The following is a 17349-nucleotide window of genomic DNA, read 5'->3' as shown; positions in this document are numbered from 1 at the left end:
CGCCAGGCCGGCCAACGGCTGGGCCTGAACCCGCCTCCCGCGTCAGCCCGCGCGAGCGCCCCGCCCCGGAAGCCCGACCTCGACAATCTGGCTCTCGGGCTCCTCCGCGTCGCCGCCCAGCTCCGCGGCCGCCGCCTCGCCGGCCTCGCCCATGCGCCCCGCCTCCTCGGGCGGCTCTTCCCACGGCCGCGTGACCTGCGCTGGCCGCACCAGCGGCACCCACGGCCTCGGCCCCGCCGCCGCCATGCGCCCCTCCTCGGCCGCGATCTCCATCAGGCTGTCGCGGCTGATGCTCACCAGCTCGAGGCGCACCGCCTCCGGCATCGATCCAGCCCGCGCCGGCTCCGGCATCTCCACCCCGATCGCCGCCGCGGCCCCCTCCCCCGCCGACGCCGCGCCGACCCGGATCTCGGGCGCCGACGGCCACGCCCCGCCGAGCTCTCGCCCGATGGCGTCGAGGCTCTCGCGCCCGAGCGTCGCCTCGCCGATGCGGATGTCCGGCAGCGACCCGGCCGGGCGCGCCGGCGCCCCGGGCGACGCCGGCGCCTCGCGCAGCGCCACCGGGCGCGCCAGCGACCGCGGCGGCCCCCCGTTGGCGAGGAGGGCCAGCCCCGCGACCGCGCTCCGCTTGCGGGCCGGCGGCGGCGGCGGCGGCGGGCGCCTCGAGGCCGGGGCCGGCGCCTCGCACACGACCGCGGCCCCGCAGATGGCCGGCGGCACCTCGCGCACCTCGGCGACCGGCCGGCGCGTTGAGGCAGGCACCGCCTCCCCCCGCGGCCGCGACCGGGTGCGCCGCGGCGCGCTCCGGATCGGCTGCGGCGCCGCCAGGGTCCCCTCGTCGATGGCACGCAGGCCGCGCTCGATCGCGGGCACCACGTCCCGCCGGTCCGCCCACGTGGGCATCACCACGCAGAGGATCGCCTCGGCGGCCACACCGAAGTACACGTCGACGGGCGCCGCGCCCCCGTACGGCACCAGATCCTCGCGCCGCAGCTCGACGCACCCGAGCCGCCCTCGCTCCCCGAGGCTCAGCGCCGCGTCGACGATCTGGCTGCGGCCCTCCCTGGGCATGTCGCGCGGCACGCGTTTGGTGATGACCCGCCCCCGCCGGGTGATCACGAACGCGAAGTCCGCCCCCGCAGCCACGTAGGTTCGGTCCGAGATCACATCGAGATCCACCACGCTCCCATCCTACCCGATCCAGGGCGTCCCCGTCTCGAGATCATGCCTTTCCGCGCCTCGCAGCCCCCTCCCGCCGCGGCGGAGGTGATGTGTTGTGCGAGATACCGACAGAGCCCCTGTTTTTCTACAGCGCTGTTATCAACCCAGCCCGTGCACCGCTCGCCCCCCGCGTCCCGCTCCGCGCGCTTCGCCGCCTTCCCCCGCCGCCGCCTCTCACCGCGCTCACCGCGCTCACCGCGCTCACCGCGCTCACCGCGCTCACCGCGCTCACCGCACGACTTGCAGCATCCCCATCATGCCCGCGTCGGCGTGATCGAGGATGTGGCAGTGGAACATCCACATGCCAGGCCGGTTGTCGTAACGCACCGCGAAGCGCGCCGCGCCGTCCACAGGCACGTTCACCGTGTCCTTCCACGCGAGCGGCCTCACCGGCTGGCCATCGGCGCCGAGCACCTGGAAGAAGAAGCCGTGCAGGTGGAACGGGTGATCGAACTCCATCGTGTTCTCGATGGTCCACACCGCGGTCTCGCCCACCGCCGCCACGAGCGGCTCCGCCTCCCAGGAGGGCACGCCGTTGATGCCCATCACGAGGTCGCCCGGGCCTTCCCACCCGGGCGCGCAGCAGCGGGCCGGGGAGCCCGCCGTTGTAGGTCCACGTCGGCGTCCTCTTGCCGGCCACGATCTCCACGTCCTCGACGCGCGCCGTCAGATCGACCTCGAGCACCCCCGGGCTCGCGTCGAGATCGCGCGCCGGTCGCAGCGCCACCGCGCTGTCCCACCCCTCGGGCTGCGACGGACGCTCGCCCGAACACCCGATCGCGGCGACGACGAGCCAGAGGCTCGCGAAAGGACCAGCAGAACGCCCGCACAGCATATCGCGGGGACGGATCGTACCATCAACCGGCGGAGAATCCGCGTGGTTTCGCGGGCTTCGCGGGCCCGCCGCACGTCAGCTCCAGGTCAGCTCACCCGAGGCGCGGCCTCGGGCGGGTCGTCGATGGCGGGCGCCGGCGCCTCTTCGCGGCGCAGGTGGCTCTCGCCGCGGCGCGCGGCGAACGCCGCGGCGAACACCTCGTCGACCTCCGGGCGCTCGGGCGCATCGTACAGGAACCACGCGCCCTGCACGCGCTCCGGCGTCACGTCGAGGATCGCGTACCCGCGGCGCCACAGGTCGGCGTACTTGACGTGCGGGTTCGCGAGGACCAGCGGCTCGGCCGCCCGGGCCTGCTCCTCGGTGAGCCACGGGGAGGTGATCCCCGGCACCGCGATCTCGACCGCCAGCGCGCCCCGGCCCGTCGCGGCGTCGTAGCGCGCCGGATCGAGCGGCGCCGGCGCGAGATCGATCGCCCACGACGCGTGGGTGTCGCCGCTGAGCACGACGACGTCGCGCACGCGCTCCTCGTCGAGGAGCTCGAAGAAGCGCTGGCGCGCCGCCGGATACCCGTCCCACGCGTCCGTGTTCAGGTCCTGCGGGATCTGGCCCATCAGCACCTGTTGGCCGATGACCTTCCACGCCGCCGTCGAGCCCGCGAGCTCCGCGCGCAGCCACGCCTCCTGATCGCGCCCGAGGATCGTCCGCGCCGGCGCCTCGATCGCCCCGCGGTCGCCCGGGTCGCCCTGCCGGTCGCGCCCCCAGGAGCGCGTGTCGAGCAGGAAGAGGTCGACGAGATCGCCGTAGCGCAGCGCGCGCCAGATCCGGCCGGCGCCGCGCCGCTCCTCGCCGCGCTCGCGGATCGGCATCCACTCCGCGTAGACGCGCTGCGCGACCGCCCTGCGCTCCCCCCACGAGCCCTCGGCAGGCCACGCGTGGTTCCCCGCGCCGCCCTTCCAGGTGTTGTTCGCCAGCTCATGGTCGTCCCAGACCGTGATGAACGGGTGCTGCTGGTGCGCCGCCTGGAGGTCCCTGTCGCGCCGGTACTGGGCATAACGCGCGCGGTAGTCGGCGAGCGTCACGATCTCGTGCGCGGGCTCGTAATGCCGCGCGCTCCCGTACTGGCCGGCGCCGAATTCGTAGATGTAATCGCCGAGGTGGATCACCGCGTCGAGGTCGAGGCGCGCGGCGATGTGCCGGTACCCGTGGAACAGCCCGTGCGCATAGCTCGAGCACGACGCGACGGCGAAGCGCAGCCGCCCGGCGCGGCCGCACGGCGCCGTCCTCGTGCGCCCGACGGGCGACGATCCGCCGAGGGCGATGAACCGGTAATAATAGGTCTTCCCTGGGTCGAGCCCGCCGGCGTCGACCTTGACCGTGTGATCGCGCTCCTCGTCCGTCAGGAGCGCCCCCGAGCCCACGATCCGCGTGAAGCCAGCGTCGAGCGCGATCTGCCATGTCACCGCCACCGCGCCCGCCTTCCCCGGCGTCACGCGCGTCCAGAGGATGACGGCATCGGGCAGCGGATCGCCGCTCGCCACGCCGTGCTGGAATACCGTCTTCGACAGCTCGCTGGCCGGCGACGGAGCGTCCCCCGACGCCGGCAAAGGCGCGTCGCCGTCCGGCGCGGCGCCCCTGCCGCCCGACAATCCGGGGAGCGCAGCGAGGCTGAACATGGATACGCTGCAAAGGATGCTTCGCCGGGCCATCGACATGATCTCTCCCCTTGTCGACCGCGTGCGGTGAGCTGCGTATGACGCACGCACCGCCGCCCCGGCAAGCGGAAACGAGCGCTGTAACGCGCCCGTCGCGCCGCGCTCTCAGCGATGTTTGTTTCGGGCGTCCCGGCGCCGACTCAGGTGTTGCGACCGACCACGTCGAGCAACGCGACGAGATCGACAGGCTTCTTCAGGATGTCGACCGATCCGAGCTCCGTGGCCCGCGGCGCCGCCCCCGCCGTCAGCACGACCACGGGGACGTCGGAGATCGCGGGCGTGCGCAGCTGCTCTGCGCGGAACGCGTATCCGTCCATCCCCGGCATCATCAGATCGAGCACGATGAGCGCCGGCGTCGGCCCCTCGCGGAGCCTGGCCAGCGCATCCGCGCCGTCCCCGGCCGTCATCACATCGTATCCCTCATCGCACAGGACGGTCACGAGCGCATCGCAGACGCCTGGGTCGTCCTCGATGATGAAGATCGTCTTCCGTCGAGAGGGGCCCTGCTCGGCGAGCCTCCGCCCCATCGCGCCCGGAGGGCACGGCGGCGCGGCCGGCGGATCGCCCCGCTCCGCGCCGCACCCCCTTCCGGGGGCGCACGGGACATCGACGCCGCCGCCCCTGCGCATTCCGCTCCGGACCATCAAGGGACCCATAAGGCGTGGAGCCGCGACGCGCAATTTGAATCGCGCCGCGCGCCCTGCGCCATGCGTCATCCACGGCTGCAGGGCCTGCCAGCGGGCCGCTCATGCCGTTCTCGACGATGCCATGACGGGGCGCGCGGCGAGCTCATCGGACACGGCGTGGAGCGCTCCGGCCATGTGAGCACGGCGGTATGAGGGCTGCATGCGCGCTCGGCATGAACGTGGCCGTGATCTTCTATTCCCGCTATGGCGGCACGGCCGCGCTCGCGGCCGCCGTCGCGCAGGGCGCCAGGCAGGCCGGAGCGACCGTGCGGATCCGGCGCGTCGCCGATCTGACGGCGATCGAGGACCGGTGGAGCACGGCGAATGAGCGGATCCGTGCCGCGCGGGAACACCTCGCCTCCGTCCCGCTGGCGCGGCAAGACGACCTCTTCTGGGCAGACGGCATCGCCATCGGCTCGCCTGCGCGCTATGGCGCGATGTGCGCGGAGATCCGGCGCTTCCTCGACGGATCGAGGCAGCCCTCGGGAGATCTCGCCGGCAAGGTAGCCTCGGTGTTCTGCTCGCCGTCCGCGGTCGAGGGAGCGCAGCGCGCGACGCTCCAGGCGACGCTCGCCTCCCTCGCCGGCCATGGAGTCCTGCTCCAGGCCCCCGCCCGCGCGGAGATGGATCCGACGAGCAGGACCGCGCAGCGCGACGGCCCGCCTCAGGCGAGCGCGGATCACGCGCCGGCGGAGCTCGACCTCGCGCCGGCGCGCGCCCTCGGCCAGAGGCTCGCGCTGCTCGAGAGCCGGACTCGCGGGTAGGCGCGGAGAGCCGGCCGCGCCGTCGGCCTGTGCCGTTGGCCGCGCCGGCGTCGCTGGCCCTGGAGTCCCGGACAACCGCGCAGCAAATCAGCAAGCGCCGACCTCTTCTCCGGCACTCACGTAGAGCGCGTCCGCGTCGGGCTGTTACACCAGCGGCGATACCTCGCTACCGGTCGTAACCGATGGATCGTCAGGCCGGGCCCGAGATGGGCCGCCGACGACCACCTCAGCCGTAGACAGGAGAGAGCTCAGCGAACCATGAGCGCACCGGCTCACCGCAAGCACTATCATCCTTCGCCTCGGCGCGAAGGCAGGGTCAGGTTTTCGAGGCATTCTCCGCGGACGACCGCGCAGCTGACGGCCGCGCGCGCCGCGCCCAGCCAGCCGGCCGGCGCGGAGCGGGTCCGCTTCTTCGTCCGGGTGGGCGCCTATTTCAAGGGCGAGTGGGCGCGCCTCGGGGCGCTCGCCGTGCTGGTCTGCGTCTCGATCGCGATCAGCCTGCTCCAGGTGTGGCCCGTCGCCGTGATCGTGGATCTCATCTCGACCGGCCCGCGCGCGGGGGACTTCGTCCATCGCCTCCTGCTCGCGCCGCTCCCGGACAGCCTGCTCGGCCGCGTCCTCGGGCTCGCGGCGTTCACGCTCGTCCTCCGCGTGGCGCAGGAGTTCGTGGGCATGGGCCGCGCCTTGCTCACGTTCCGCATCGGCTATGGCGGGCTCACGCGCGTGCGGCGCGACGTGTACCGGAAGCTCCAGGCGCTCCATATGGGCTATCACCGGGCGCAGCCGCAGGGGGACGCCCTCTACCGGCTCAACCAGGACGCCTCCGGGTTCCACGGCATCCTCAACGTGGCGGTCGCGGTGATGGGGAGCGCGCTGACGCTCGCCGTGATGATCTGCATCATGGCCTCGCGCAGCCTGGAGCTCACGCTGCTCGCGCTCGCGGTCGTCCCGCCGCTCCTCCTCACGAACGCCAAGTTCGGGCGCGTGCTGCACAAGAAGTGCACCGAGGCGAAGGAGGTCGAGAGCGAGTTCGCGACGTCCGTCCAGCGCTCGATGGCGTCGATCGGCCTCGTCCAGGCGTTCGGCCGCGAGGCGGACGAGGAGGCGCGCTTCCACACGACGCTGCGCAACAGCGTGAAGGCGTGGCTCCGGCTCCACCACGACGAGCTCCGCCACACGCTCGCCATGGGCTCGATCCTCGGGCTCGGCGGCGCGCTGGTGCTCGGCTACGGCGGCTACCTCATCGTCCAGGCCCGGGCGGGCGGGGGCGAGGCCGGCATGACGCTCGGCGCGCTGACGGCGTTCCTCGGGTACCTGGGCATGCTCTACGACCCGCTCTGCAAGCTGACCGGCGCCGGCGCCGCGGTGCAGGGCGGCGTCGCGGGCGCGCAGCGCGTCTTCGAGGTGCTGGACCGCGACCAGGCGGTCGTCGACAGGCACGACGCGGCCACCCTCCCGCCCCAGCCGCGCGCGCTCTCGCTCGATGGCGTCGGGTTCGAGTACCGCCCGGGCCACCCGGTGCTGCGCGGGCTCGACGCGACGATCCGGCCGGGCGAGATGGTCGCGTTCGTGGGCTCGGTCGGCGCCGGCAAGACGACGCTGCTCGGCCTGCTGCCGCGCTTCCACAACCCGACCTGCGGCGCGCTGCGGCTCGACGGCATCGACACGCGCGCGGTCCGCGTGGCGGACCTGCGCCGGCACATCGCGCTCGTCCTCCAGGACAGCATCCTCCTGCCGGCGACGATCGCGGAGAACATCGCCTACGGCCGCCCCTCCGCGACCGACCCGGAGATCCGGAGGGCGGCCGAGATGGCGGGGGCGGCCGGCTTCATCGAGGCGCTGCCGGACGGCTACCGGACGGCGATCGCCGACGGCGGGCTCAACCTGTCGACCGGCCAGCGGCAGCGCATCGCGATCGCGCGTGCGCTGCTGACGGACGCGCCCATCCTGGTGATCGACGAGCCGACCGACGGGCTCGACGCCGAGCACGAGCGGACCATCGCCGAGGCGCTGCGGGCCCTGAAGGGAAAGCGGACGATCGTCCTGATGAGCCACCGCCTGAGCACGGTCGTCGACTGCGACCAGATCTTCGTGATGGAGCGCGGCCGCATCGTCGAGAACGGCGGGCACGGAGAGCTCCTGCGGCGGGGCGGCGTCTACACCAAGATGGCGCGCTGGCAGCACCTCCACACCGGCCACGCCGCCGCGGCGAAGAGCAGCCCGCGCCGCGTCCAGCCGGCGCCATCGTCCGAAGCGTACCGCGGCGAGGACGGCAGCTGGGCCGATGGGCTGATGGGCTGAGCGAGACGTCGGGCGCCGTCCGCCGCCCCGAGGCGGCGAGGACGTGATAGAGCAGATGGGGCGCGCGCCGGCCGCGCCTTCGCCGGATCGCCATCGATGCTGCGGGCCACGAACATCGACAGCTTGAGCCGCGACACGTTCGACGTCCTCGTCCTCGGCGCCGGGATCAACGGCGCCGTCGCGGCCGCGGCCCTCGCCGCGCGGGGGGCGAAGGTCGCGCTGATCGATCGGGGCGACTTCGCCGGATTCACCAGCCAGGAGTCGTCGAACCTCGCCTGGGGCGGCATCAAGTACATGGAGAGCTTCGAGTTTCCGCTCGTGCGGAAGCTCTGCACGTCGAGGAACCTCCTCCTCAGGAGCTACCCGTCGTCGGTGCAGGAGATCCGGTTCTACGCCGCGCACGAGCGGGGCTTCCGCCACGGGCTCTTCAAGCTCTTCCTCGGCACCTGGCTCTACTGGATCATCGGCAGCTTCTTCACGCGCATCCCCCGCCTGCTCTCCCGCCGGGCGATCGCGCGGGAGGAGCCGATCGTCAACCTGGACGGCTGCGACGGAGGATTCGAGTACTCCGACGCGTACCTGGTCGACAACGACGCGCGGTTCGTCTGGGGCTTCGTGCGCGCGGCGCTCGATCACGGCGCGCGGGCGGCCAACTACGTCGAGTCGCTCGGCGCGCGGCGCGAGGGGGGCGCGTGGGTCACGCGCGCCCGCGACGTCCTGTCGGGCAGGGAGCTCGCCGTCCGGTCGCGCGTGCTCGTCAACGCCTGCGGGCCGTTCGTGGACGCGCACAACGAGCTGACGGGCCAGCGGACGAGGCACCGCCACATCTTCTCGAAGGGCATCCACCTCATCGTGGATCGGCTCACCTCGAGCCGGCGGGTGCTCACGTTCTTCGCGGACGACGGCCGGCTGTTCTTCGTGATCCCGATGGGATCGAGGACGTGCATCGGCACGACCGACACCCGCGTCGAGGGCCCGCGCGCGGCGGTGACGCCCGAAGATCGGCGCTTCGTGCTCTCCAACATCAACAAGCGCCTCAACCTGCCCCGCCCGCTGACCGAGGCCGACGTCATCGCGGAGCGCTGCGGGGTGCGCCCCCTGGCCGTCGAGGGCGGCGGGGAGGGCGAGGACTGGCTGCAGCTCTCGCGCAAGCACGCCCTCGAGGTGGACGGGGCGCAGGCCCACGTGAGCATCTTCGGCGGCAAGCTCACCGATTGCATCAACGTGGGCGACGAGGTCTGCGCGGCCGTGCAGGGGCTCGGCGTCGCGCTGCCCCGCCCTGCGCAGCGCTGGTATGGCGAGCCGGGCGAGGCGCTTCGTAAAGAGTTCTTTCACAAGGCGCGCGCCCTCGATCTCGACGCGCTGACGCCGCCGCGCGCCTCGGAGACGCTCAGCACGCGGCTATGGCGCCGCTATGGCGCGCAGGCGCTCGGGCTGCTCGAGGACATCCAGCGCGATCCGCGGATGGCCGATCCGCTGTTCGAAGGGGCGGACGACCTGCGCTGCGAGATCGCCCACGCCGCGAAGCACGAGATGATCGCGAAGCTCGATGATTTCCTGCGGCGGCGCACGAAGATCTCGCTCTTGCTCCGCCGCGAGGCGCTCGCGAGGTCGCCCGGCCTCCGCGAGGCGTGCAAGCTCCTCTTCGGGGACGAGGCCGACAGGCGGCTGGAGGAGTACTTCCACGAGCACGGCGCCGGCCGCCTCGCGGAGGGGAAGGCGCCCGCCGCGGGCGCTGCCGGTCAGGTAGCGCCGCGCCCCGGAGCCTGATCAGGGCCCCCGAGCCGCCCCAGCGCCGCCCTGGCGCGCGATCTCGATGGGCGGGCGCGCGCGCCCCGCCCGGCTCATCACGCCGGCGCGCCGCAGATGCGGTGGACGAGCTCGAGCAGCGGCTCGATCTGGAGCGGCTTCTTCAGCAGGCCCGCGACGCGCAGCCGCGACGCCTCCTGCTCGACCCGCACGTCGGCGGACACGATCACCACCGGGATCGACGCCAGCGCCGGGTCGCGCTGGAGCTCGGCGCGGAGCTGCCACCCATCCATGACCGGCATCATCAGATCGAGCAGGATCAGCGCGGGCGGCGCGTCCCGCCGCAGCAGCGCGAGCGCCTCGGCGCCGTCCGCAGCCTCCTCGACGTCGTACCCCTCGAACACGAGGAGCTGCGTCAGAATGCTCCTGATATCCAGATCGTCCTCGACGACCAGGATGCGGCCAGTTTTCTCGATCATGACCGAACCTCACGACCGGACTGCGCCGCGCGGCGCGCTTCCTCTGCCGCCCCGCCGAGCAGCCCAGCTGCGGCCCTGACCGATCGAGTGTTCATGGGGCCGGTGACGCAACTTGAGCGAACGCCGCGGCCCTGGCAAGCGGTCGGTCCCGCGGAGCGGCCCCGTGGCGCGCCGGAGCACGGACGGCGCGCCGACTGTCGGAGCCCGTCCGCCAAGGACGGCGGAGCGCCTACTGAGCGGCCTCCTCGGGAAGCTCATCGGAGGCCCCGCCCGAGGCGGCGTTGCGCTCCTCTCCTGCCCCCGCGCGATGGTCATGGACAGGCAAGAGCACGCGGAAACACGCGCCCTTGCCGACCTCGCTCTCCACGTCGATCTCGCCCCGGAAGCTCGTCACGATGCCGTGGCAGATCGCGAGCCCGAGCCCCGTCCCTTCCCCGATGGGCTTCGTCGTGAAGAACGGGTCGAAGATGCGGCTCCGCAGCTCCGGCGCGATCCCTGGCCCGGTGTCGCACACCTCGATGCACACGCGGCCGGGCGGCGCGGGGGCGGTGGAGATCCGGATCTCGTTCTCCGACACCTTCCCCTCCGGCAGCGCCTGGGCGGCGTTCACGAGCAGGTTCAGGAGCACCTGGCCGAGCTGCGCCTCGTTCGCGTGGACGGCCGGCACCGGGCGGAGCTCCAGGACGAGCCGCGCCTTGCTCCGTATCTGCTGCTGCGCCATCCGCAGGACCAGCTGGATCACCGGGTCGACGTCGACCGGGCCGAGCTCGCCGTCGTCGGCCCGCGAGAACGTCTTCAGGCCGCCCACGATGTGCCGTACCCGCGAGCCGCCCTCCGCGGCCTCGTCGAGCGCCGAGAGGAGCGCGTCGAGGCGCGCGCCGACCCCCTTCGCGCGGAGCTCCTTGCGCGCGAAATCGACGTTCGCGACCATGTACGCGAGGGGGTTGTTGATCTCGTGGGCCACCCCGGCCGCGAGCGTGCCGAGCGAGGCCATGCGATCGGCGAGCTGGAGCCGCGTCTCCATCTGCCGGCGCTCCGTGACGTCGGACACGGCCCCGAGCATCCGGTACGCCCTGCCGGTCGCGTCGCGCAGCACGATGCCCCGATCGTGGACGTCGGCGTAGCTGCCGTCCGCGAGCAGGCACCGGTACCAGAGCTCGAACGTCCCCCCATCCCCCTCCATCGCGCGCCGCAGCCCGTTCATCACGCGATCGCGATCCTCGGGGTGGACCCGCTCGAACCACCACACCGCGTCCTCCTCGATGTCGGCGCCGCCCGTGCCATAGAAGCTCCGCATGCGCTCGCTGCCGGTGACGCGCCCGGACGAGAGATCCCAGTCCCAGAAGGCGTCGCTCGTGGCGCGCACGACGAGCCGCATGCGCTCCTCGCTCGTCCGGAGCGCGTCCTCTGCGGCCTTGCGCGCCTTCATGTCGAAGGCGAAGCAGACGCCGCGATCGCGCGCCCCCTCGACCAGGGCAGGCGCGATGAGGACGGGCACGCGCCGCCCGTCGCGGGCCAGGAACTCCTTCTCGAACGGCGGACAGACGCCGTTCTTCAGGACCTCCGAGAGGGCGCGCTGGTCCGCGGCGCGGTGCTCGGGCGGCGTGATCGCCATCCAGTTGAGGCGCCCCGCCTCGACGTCCTCGCGCGTGTAGCCCACCATGCCGAGGAACGCGTCGTTCGCGTCGAGCACGCCCCCCGCCGCGTCCCAGACGAGGAGGCCCATCACCTCCGCGGACGCGTCGCGGAAGGAGCGCGCAGCGCGCTCGAGCAGCGCGCGCTCCGCGGGCGCCCGGTCGGCCACGTGCGCGGACGGCCGCCGCACCCACCACACCGCCGCGTCGAGCTGGATGGCGATCGACGGCTCGAGCGCCGCCGCCACGACCGTCGCGCCCGCCTCGAGCAGCGCCGCGGTCGCGCCCGCGCTCCCGGTGACGGCGACCACGGCCACGCGATCGCCCCCGGGCGCCGCGCGCAGCCGCCGGCAGAGCGCGAGCGTGTCCTCGAGCGGCCCCTCGTCCGCCAGCACGGCCACGTCGAACGGCTGAGTCGCCAGGAGATCCAGCCCGGCCTCGACGTCCCGCGCCGGGACCGCGACATAGCCGCGCGCCGCGGCGAGCGCCTGCGCAGCGCCCGAGGGGCCGCCTGGGAAGATCAGGATCCTGGGTGCCTGTGGTCCCGCCACGCGCGCAACATCCCGCGCGCGGCGCGCAGACGCAATACCGGCGCAGCGGTCATCCACGTTCTCGCACGTTCCCGCGCGTTCCCGCGCTTTCCCGCGCGCTCCGCGCCTACCCCCGCCTCACCCGACCCCGGCCCTCCGGTCGTCGAACCATTGCCACGCGTTCGCGAACCCCACGCGCTGGGATGATTTCTTGTAGCAGAGGAAGTAGAGCCTTCCGCCCTGAACACCGCACTCCGTGCGGTCTTTCCAGCAGGTGAGGAGATCCGGGTCCACGGCCGGATTGCTCGAAAACACCGTCCCTTCGTCGAGCTCCTGTGTCCCGGCGGCGTCCAGGCAGGCCGCCGGGCCGGGGGTCACCGGAAGGCCCACCGCGCTCGATTCCACGCCCGTGTTGAAGAGCGCCTCGGCCACCCGGCGCACGGCGGCTGCGCGGTCTGGACCGCAGAGAGAGAGGATATCGAGGCTCGCGCGATCGACCTGGACGAGAATGAAGTTGCGCCCCTCGATGACGGTGAGCCCGAGCCCGCCCGCGGCGTACTCGTGGCGGAGCAGGTCGGGCGTATCGTCCGTGGCGGCATGGAACGCGTGGCGCGCGTTCACGGCCTCGCCGTGCGGGTTGAGCTCGTCCCGGAAGATGGAGTCGCACCAGTAGAACGACTCCGCGCGCGCCTGGGCCGGCACGTCGTCGAACCGCTCGACGGGCGTGAAGCCCTCCGGCGAGACGCGCGCCACGGCCGCGAGCCACCCCGCGATCTTCGTGTCGACGTCCTGCTTCTGAAATGCGTGCGCGCTCATCCCCAGCCTCCGTTTCTGTAGGTCGCCACGATCTGCTCGACGCGGAACCCTTCGTCCGGCGCCGAGCTGAACCAGATGAGCCCCCAGAAGACGCCCAGGATCGGCTCCACGGAATCGAACACGCCGGCGCCGCCCGCGTAATACCTGGTCACGCCGCCGTGGGAGAACTCGAGGCACGCCTCGTACCGGTTGAGCCCCGGGCTGACCGTCCCGTCGGGGAGGCGCGTATGGGACGCCGGATAGGTCCTCCCCACCTCCACCGGCCCGTCGACGAGCGCGGCGCGCCACACGCGGCCGCCCTCGACCTTCGTGACGTCGAGCCCCGCCCACGGATTCTGCTCGACATCGGCCGACAGCGTCTTGCGCCCGCCGCCCACGTTGGGGTCGCCCCAGACCACGATCATGCGCGTCCGCCCCGGGATCCCGAGCTGGCGCAGCATGCCGCGGAGGAGGCGGACGATCGCCTGGCACTCCCCGCTCTCCTCCACGTGATCGGTCATCGGCCAGGCGCCGCCCTCGCCGTTCATGTATGTCGGGTGATGGTACCGCCGGGGCACCCTGGGGCTCGGCAGGAGCGTGTACGTCGGGAACCTGGCCATGACCCCCTCCACGATCTCGTGGGGATCGAGGGTATCCATCGGCGCGATCCAGGAAACCGCCCTGTCCATCCGCTTCAAGGTCACCCCATCTTCCTGCCAGACATCCTGTCTGTCGGTCTGGGGCCTGCCCATCGTGACATAGACGACGTTCGAGGTCCGGGCGGGAGACACCGCAGCTCCCGCGCCTGCAGACCAGCTCAGGGCGAGGTTGAACTTCTGGATCTTCCTCCCGAGCTGCCGCGAGGAGAAGAGATCGAGCGGCGCGCCGACGGCCCCGCTACCGCGGCTCTCGAGGACGATGCCCCCCGGCCCCACGGCGCGGATCTCGGCCGCCGCCGCGCTGTAGGCGTCGCGCTGCGAGAGCTCGAGCCGGACGACGATGTGCCGGCCCATCGAGATCGAGAGGGGAACGGCGCCCCCCCGCGTCCACTCCGGCCGTGGGCACAGGGCCCCTTCGTTCCTCCAGCCGCTCTCCTCCTTGCAGTCCTTCAGGAGACCGTGATCGGACCTGAACTCGATGGAATGCAGCGCGATGGACCGCGCCGCATCGGGCTCCGGGCTCTCCATGGTCGGATCCGCCATATCGACCTTCCTCGCTCGCGGCGCTCATGCACTCGACGCTTGCCGAGCCGCACGCCGGGTCACGACGATCGTAGTGCGCGAGCCGGCCGGGCCAAGTCGGGAGTCCACGCAGGGGGCGACGGCGCTCTGCCGGACGCGCCGCCACCCGCGCGCCCGCCCTGCCACCCGCCGCCGCGCCCCGCCCGGAGGCAGCGCGCTCGGCCGAGCCGGCGCGGCCCGCGCGCTCTCCCGGAAGGCCGGCCGCGGCGCGAGCCGGGTTCCTGCGGCAGCGCGCCCGAGCTAGATTGCGCGCATGTCCAACAGCCTGTTCGTCGTGCATGTGCATGTACGTGTCAGACCCGAGCTCGTCGACGCCTTCCGGAGCGCGACGATCGAGAACGCACGCGAGAGCGTCAAGGAGCCGGGGATCGCCCGGTTCGACGTCGTCCAGGACACCGAGGATCCCGCGCGGTTCGTGCTCGTCGAGGTCTACAGGACCAAGGAAGCGCCGGCCGCACACAAGGAAACGGCGCATTACCAGCGGTGGCGGGACACCGTCGCGGAGATGATGGCCGAGCCGCGGACCAGCCGGAAATACGTCAATGTCTTCCCTGACGACGCGGGGTATTGACATGGCGCCTCCCATCCATGAACCCGCCTTCGAGTTCGCCACCGCGACGCGCATCGCCTTCGGCGCAGGCAAGGTCGCCGAGGTGCCCGCGGCCGTGCGGGGCCTCGGCGGGACGCGGGCGCTCGTCGTCACCGGGCAGGATCCCGGCCGCGCCGCGCCGCTCCTCGCCGCGCTCGCGGCCGCGGGCGTCGCCGCGGTGCGCTTCGCCGTCGCGGGCGAGCCCACGGTGGACATCGCCCGCGAGGGGACGTCGCGGGCCGCGGCCGAGCGGTGCGACGTCGTGGTGGCGCTCGGCGGCGGCAGCGCGATCGACGCCGGCAAGGCGATCGCCGCGCTCGTCGCGAACGGCGGCGACCCGCTCGATTACCTGGAGGTCATCGGCAAGGGGGGAGCGCTCTCCAGGCCGTCCGTGCCGTTCGTGGCGATCCCCACGACCGCGGGCACCGGCGCGGAGGTGACGCGCAACGCGGTGCTCGCGTCGCGGGAAGCCGGCGTGAAGGCAAGCCTGCGCAGCCCGCACATGCTGCCGCGCCTCGCGGTGGTCGACCCCGACCTGCTCGCGGGCGCCCCGCCCGGGGTGCTCGCGTCGAGCGGGCTCGACGCGCTCTCGCAGCTCATCGAGCCGTTCCTGTCGAGCCGCAGCAACCCGCTCACGGACGGCCTCGCGCGCGAGGGCATCCGCCGCTCGGTGCGCTCGCTGCGCCGCGCGGTCCTGGAGGGCGCCGACGCGCCGGCCCGGGACGACCTCGCGATCGCCAGCCTGCTCGGCGGCCTCTGCCTCGCGAACGCCGGCCTCGGGGCGGTCCACGGCTTCGCGGGGCCCGCGGGGGGCATGTTCGACGCGCCGCACGGCGCGGTGTGCGCGGCGCTCTTACCCGCCGTCCTGGAGGTCAACCTGCGGGCGCTGCGCGCGCGCGACCCGGCTCACCGCGCGCTGCCGCGCTTCGACGAGCTGGCCGCGCTCGTCACGGGGCGCGCCGGAGCCAGCGCCGAGGAAGGGATCGCCTGGGTCCGCGAGCTCTGCCGTGACCTCGCGATCCCGGGGCTCCGGCGCTACGGCATGGATGAGGCGGACCTCCCGGCGCTGGTCGCGAAGGCCAGGGCGGCGAGCAGCATGAAGGCGAACCCGCTGCCGCTCACCGACGAGGAGCTGTTCGACATCGCGGCGGCGTCCTTGTGATCGCGGCGCTGGTGGTATCATCACGGGGTGGCAAGCCCGTACCGCACGAGACCGCCCACTCCGCCGCGTGTCCGGTCGATCGACCAGCGGCGGCGGATCAGCGTGGCGAGCCTCGTGTTCGGCATGCTCTGCGGCGTGACGGGGATCTCGCTCGCCGACGAGGGTCGGGCAGAGTGCACGCTGCTGTTCACGGGCGTCTGCGGCTTCGTCTTGCTCCTCCAGCGCTAGGGTGCACGCTAGCCTTGACCCCACCCCCGACGACCGGAGCTCGATGAAGAACGATCCCGCCCCGAATCCCACCCTCGACGCCATGCTCGCCGCCCAGCGCATCGCGTTTGCGCCCGTCATGTTCCAGGTGGCGCGGGTGATGCGAAACCGCGGCGTCCTCAAAGCGCTCCAGCGCGCTGGCAAGGGCGGCAGGACACCGGCGGAGGTGGCCCAGGACACCGGCCTCTCCGCCTATGCCGCCAAGACCTTGCTGGAGGCGAGCCTGAGCTTCGGCCTGGTGGAGCGCACAGGCGGCGCAGGCGGCGCAAACGCCCACGCAGAGCCGCGAGAGCGTGGCGAGCGCTACACGATCACGCGGGTTGGGCTCATCGTCGAGAATGACAGGATGACCCGCATCAACATGGATTTCATCCATGACGTCTGTTACGAGGGCATGCGCTTTCTCGACGAGGCCATCGAGGGCGGCAAGCCGGCTGGCCTGAAGGTCTTTGGCGAGTGGCCGACGGTCTATGAGGCGCTCCCGGCGCTCCCGCCGAAGGTGAGGGAGAGCTGGTTTGCGTTCGATCACCTCTACTCCGACTCCGCGTTCCCCGAGGCGCTGCCCGTCGTGTTCGAGCGGAGGCCGAGGGCGCTCCTCGACATCGGCGGCAACACGGGGCGGTGGGCGATCCAGTGCTGCACGCACGACCCCGACGTGCGCGTCACGCTGCTCGACCTGCCAGGCCAGCTGGAGGACGCGCGCGTCAACGTCGAGCGGCACGGCTTGCTCGGCCGGATCGTGGGCACCCCCATCGACTTCCTGGATCACGGCCAGGCGTTCCCGACGGGCTTCGACGCCATCTGGATGAGCCAGTTCCTCGTGTGCTTCTCCGAGGCGGACATCCTCCAGATCCTCCGGCGGGCCGCGTCGGCCATGGGGGACGAGACGGTGCTCTGGATCCTCGACACGTTCTGGGATCGGCAGACGAACGAGGTGGCGGTCCACTGTCTTCACGGCTCTTCCCTGTATTTCACGTGCCTCGCGAACGGGAACAGCCGCATGTACAGCGCCGCCGATATCCGGCGTTGCGTCGACGAGGCGGGCCTCGTCGTCGAGGCGGAGATCGACCACCTCGGCCTCGCCCACACGCTGCTCCGGTGCCGCCGGCGCGACGCGCCCGCGGGCAAGCGCGCGTGAGCGTCCAGGTGAAGCAACGCGCGTGGCAGCCTGGACGATCCCGGCCCCGGAGCGAGCGGCGACACCACGGATGAGGCGGCTCGGGGCGGCGCGCCCCGTCCGCCGCCGACGCGGCGTGGCCTGCGTTGCGCCGCGGCGATGACCGGGCGGGGCGCGCTCGAACGGCTTTCGCTCGTGGCCCTCGCGTAGCATAGTGGGGCGACGCCGCCACGGCGCCGCGCTGCGCCATGGGCCCACAAGGAGAAA

General features: G+C 72.8%; 15 protein-coding genes. 7 read left to right on the top strand and 8 right to left on the bottom strand.

The window, feature by feature from the left end:
* Positions 1–42: 42 nt before the first annotated feature.
* From WMF12_RS06085 to WMF12_RS06070, 4 genes are all read right to left on the bottom strand, one after another.
* Positions 43–1182 carry a hypothetical protein gene (locus WMF12_RS06085; protein WP_437868423.1) on the bottom strand — a complete coding sequence of 380 codons (1140 nt, stop codon included), beginning with the start codon at positions 1180–1182 and terminating at the stop codon, positions 43–45.
* Positions 1183–1449: 267 nt separating this feature from the next.
* Complete coding sequence (locus WMF12_RS06080; RefSeq protein ID WP_437873834.1) at positions 1450–1767, bottom strand: multicopper oxidase domain-containing protein; 318 nt, start codon at positions 1765–1767, stop codon at positions 1450–1452.
* Between the two features lie 375 nt (positions 1768–2142).
* Complete coding sequence (locus WMF12_RS06075) at positions 2143–3729, bottom strand: alkaline phosphatase D family protein (protein ID WP_437868420.1); 1587 nt, start codon at positions 3727–3729, stop codon at positions 2143–2145.
* A 179-nt stretch (positions 3730–3908) separates the two neighbouring features.
* Positions 3909–4412, bottom strand: a complete 504-nt coding sequence (locus WMF12_RS06070) for a response regulator (protein ID WP_437868416.1) — start codon at positions 4410–4412, stop codon at positions 3909–3911.
* A gap of 191 nt (positions 4413–4603) precedes the next feature.
* Between WMF12_RS06070 and WMF12_RS06065 the strand changes: the two genes are divergently transcribed.
* From WMF12_RS06065 to WMF12_RS06055, 3 genes are all read left to right on the top strand, one after another.
* Complete coding sequence (locus tag WMF12_RS06065) at positions 4604–5218, top strand: NAD(P)H-dependent oxidoreductase (RefSeq protein ID WP_437868415.1); 615 nt, start codon at positions 4604–4606, stop codon at positions 5216–5218.
* 258 nt (positions 5219–5476) lie between these two features.
* Complete coding sequence (locus tag WMF12_RS06060; protein WP_437868411.1) at positions 5477–7519, top strand: ABC transporter ATP-binding protein; 2043 nt, start codon at positions 5477–5479, stop codon at positions 7517–7519.
* Positions 7520–7615: 96 nt separating this feature from the next.
* Entirely contained in the window at positions 7616–9289 is a 1674-nt protein-coding gene (locus tag WMF12_RS06055; RefSeq protein WP_437868409.1) for a glycerol-3-phosphate dehydrogenase/oxidase, read from the top strand.
* 77 nt (positions 9290–9366) lie between these two features.
* On the opposite strand, the gene WMF12_RS06050 is transcribed toward WMF12_RS06055, so the two are convergent.
* The 4 genes from WMF12_RS06050 to WMF12_RS06035 form a co-directional block, all read right to left on the bottom strand.
* Positions 9367–9747 carry a response regulator gene (locus WMF12_RS06050; RefSeq protein ID WP_437298266.1) on the bottom strand — a complete coding sequence of 127 codons (381 nt, stop codon included), beginning with the start codon at positions 9745–9747 and terminating at the stop codon, positions 9367–9369.
* A gap of 229 nt (positions 9748–9976) precedes the next feature.
* A complete protein-coding gene (locus WMF12_RS06045) occupies positions 9977–11932 on the bottom strand; it encodes an ATP-binding protein (protein ID WP_437868406.1) in 1956 nt (651 codons plus the stop codon).
* A gap of 117 nt (positions 11933–12049) precedes the next feature.
* The gene (locus WMF12_RS06040) at positions 12050–12727 is read right to left on the bottom strand and encodes a hypothetical protein (RefSeq protein WP_437868404.1); all 678 of its coding nucleotides are present in this window, start codon (positions 12725–12727) and stop codon (positions 12050–12052) included.
* The gene (locus WMF12_RS06035) at positions 12724–13908 is read right to left on the bottom strand and encodes a hypothetical protein (protein ID WP_437868403.1); all 1185 of its coding nucleotides are present in this window, start codon (positions 13906–13908) and stop codon (positions 12724–12726) included. Before WMF12_RS06035 ends, WMF12_RS06040 begins: the two co-directional genes overlap by 4 nt.
* Positions 13909–14200: 292 nt before the next feature.
* On the opposite strand from WMF12_RS06035, the gene WMF12_RS06030 reads away from it, so the two are divergent.
* The 4 genes from WMF12_RS06030 to WMF12_RS06015 are packed head-to-tail and all read left to right on the top strand — an operon-like array spanning position 14201 to position 17103.
* A complete protein-coding gene (locus tag WMF12_RS06030; RefSeq protein WP_437298262.1) occupies positions 14201–14518 on the top strand; it encodes a putative quinol monooxygenase in 318 nt (105 codons plus the stop codon).
* A gap of 1 nt (position 14519) precedes the next feature.
* On the top strand, positions 14520–15698 hold the full coding sequence (locus WMF12_RS06025) for an iron-containing alcohol dehydrogenase (protein WP_437868401.1): 1179 nt from the start codon (positions 14520–14522) through the stop codon (positions 15696–15698).
* Between the two features lie 27 nt (positions 15699–15725).
* The gene (locus WMF12_RS06020; protein WP_437868400.1) at positions 15726–15926 is read left to right on the top strand and encodes a hypothetical protein; all 201 of its coding nucleotides are present in this window, start codon (positions 15726–15728) and stop codon (positions 15924–15926) included.
* A 43-nt stretch (positions 15927–15969) separates the two neighbouring features.
* Positions 15970–17103, top strand: coding sequence for a class I SAM-dependent methyltransferase (locus tag WMF12_RS06015; protein ID WP_437868399.1), 1134 nt, complete (start codon positions 15970–15972; stop codon positions 17101–17103).
* The last annotated feature ends 246 nt before the right edge of the window (positions 17104–17349 follow it).

The sequence above is a fragment of the Sorangium sp. So ce363 genome, assembly GCF_051520435.1.
GTDB classification, from domain to species: Bacteria; Myxococcota_A; Polyangia; order Polyangiales; family Polyangiaceae; genus Sorangium; species Sorangium cellulosum_B.
This window is presented reverse-complemented; position numbering and strand designations above follow the sequence as displayed.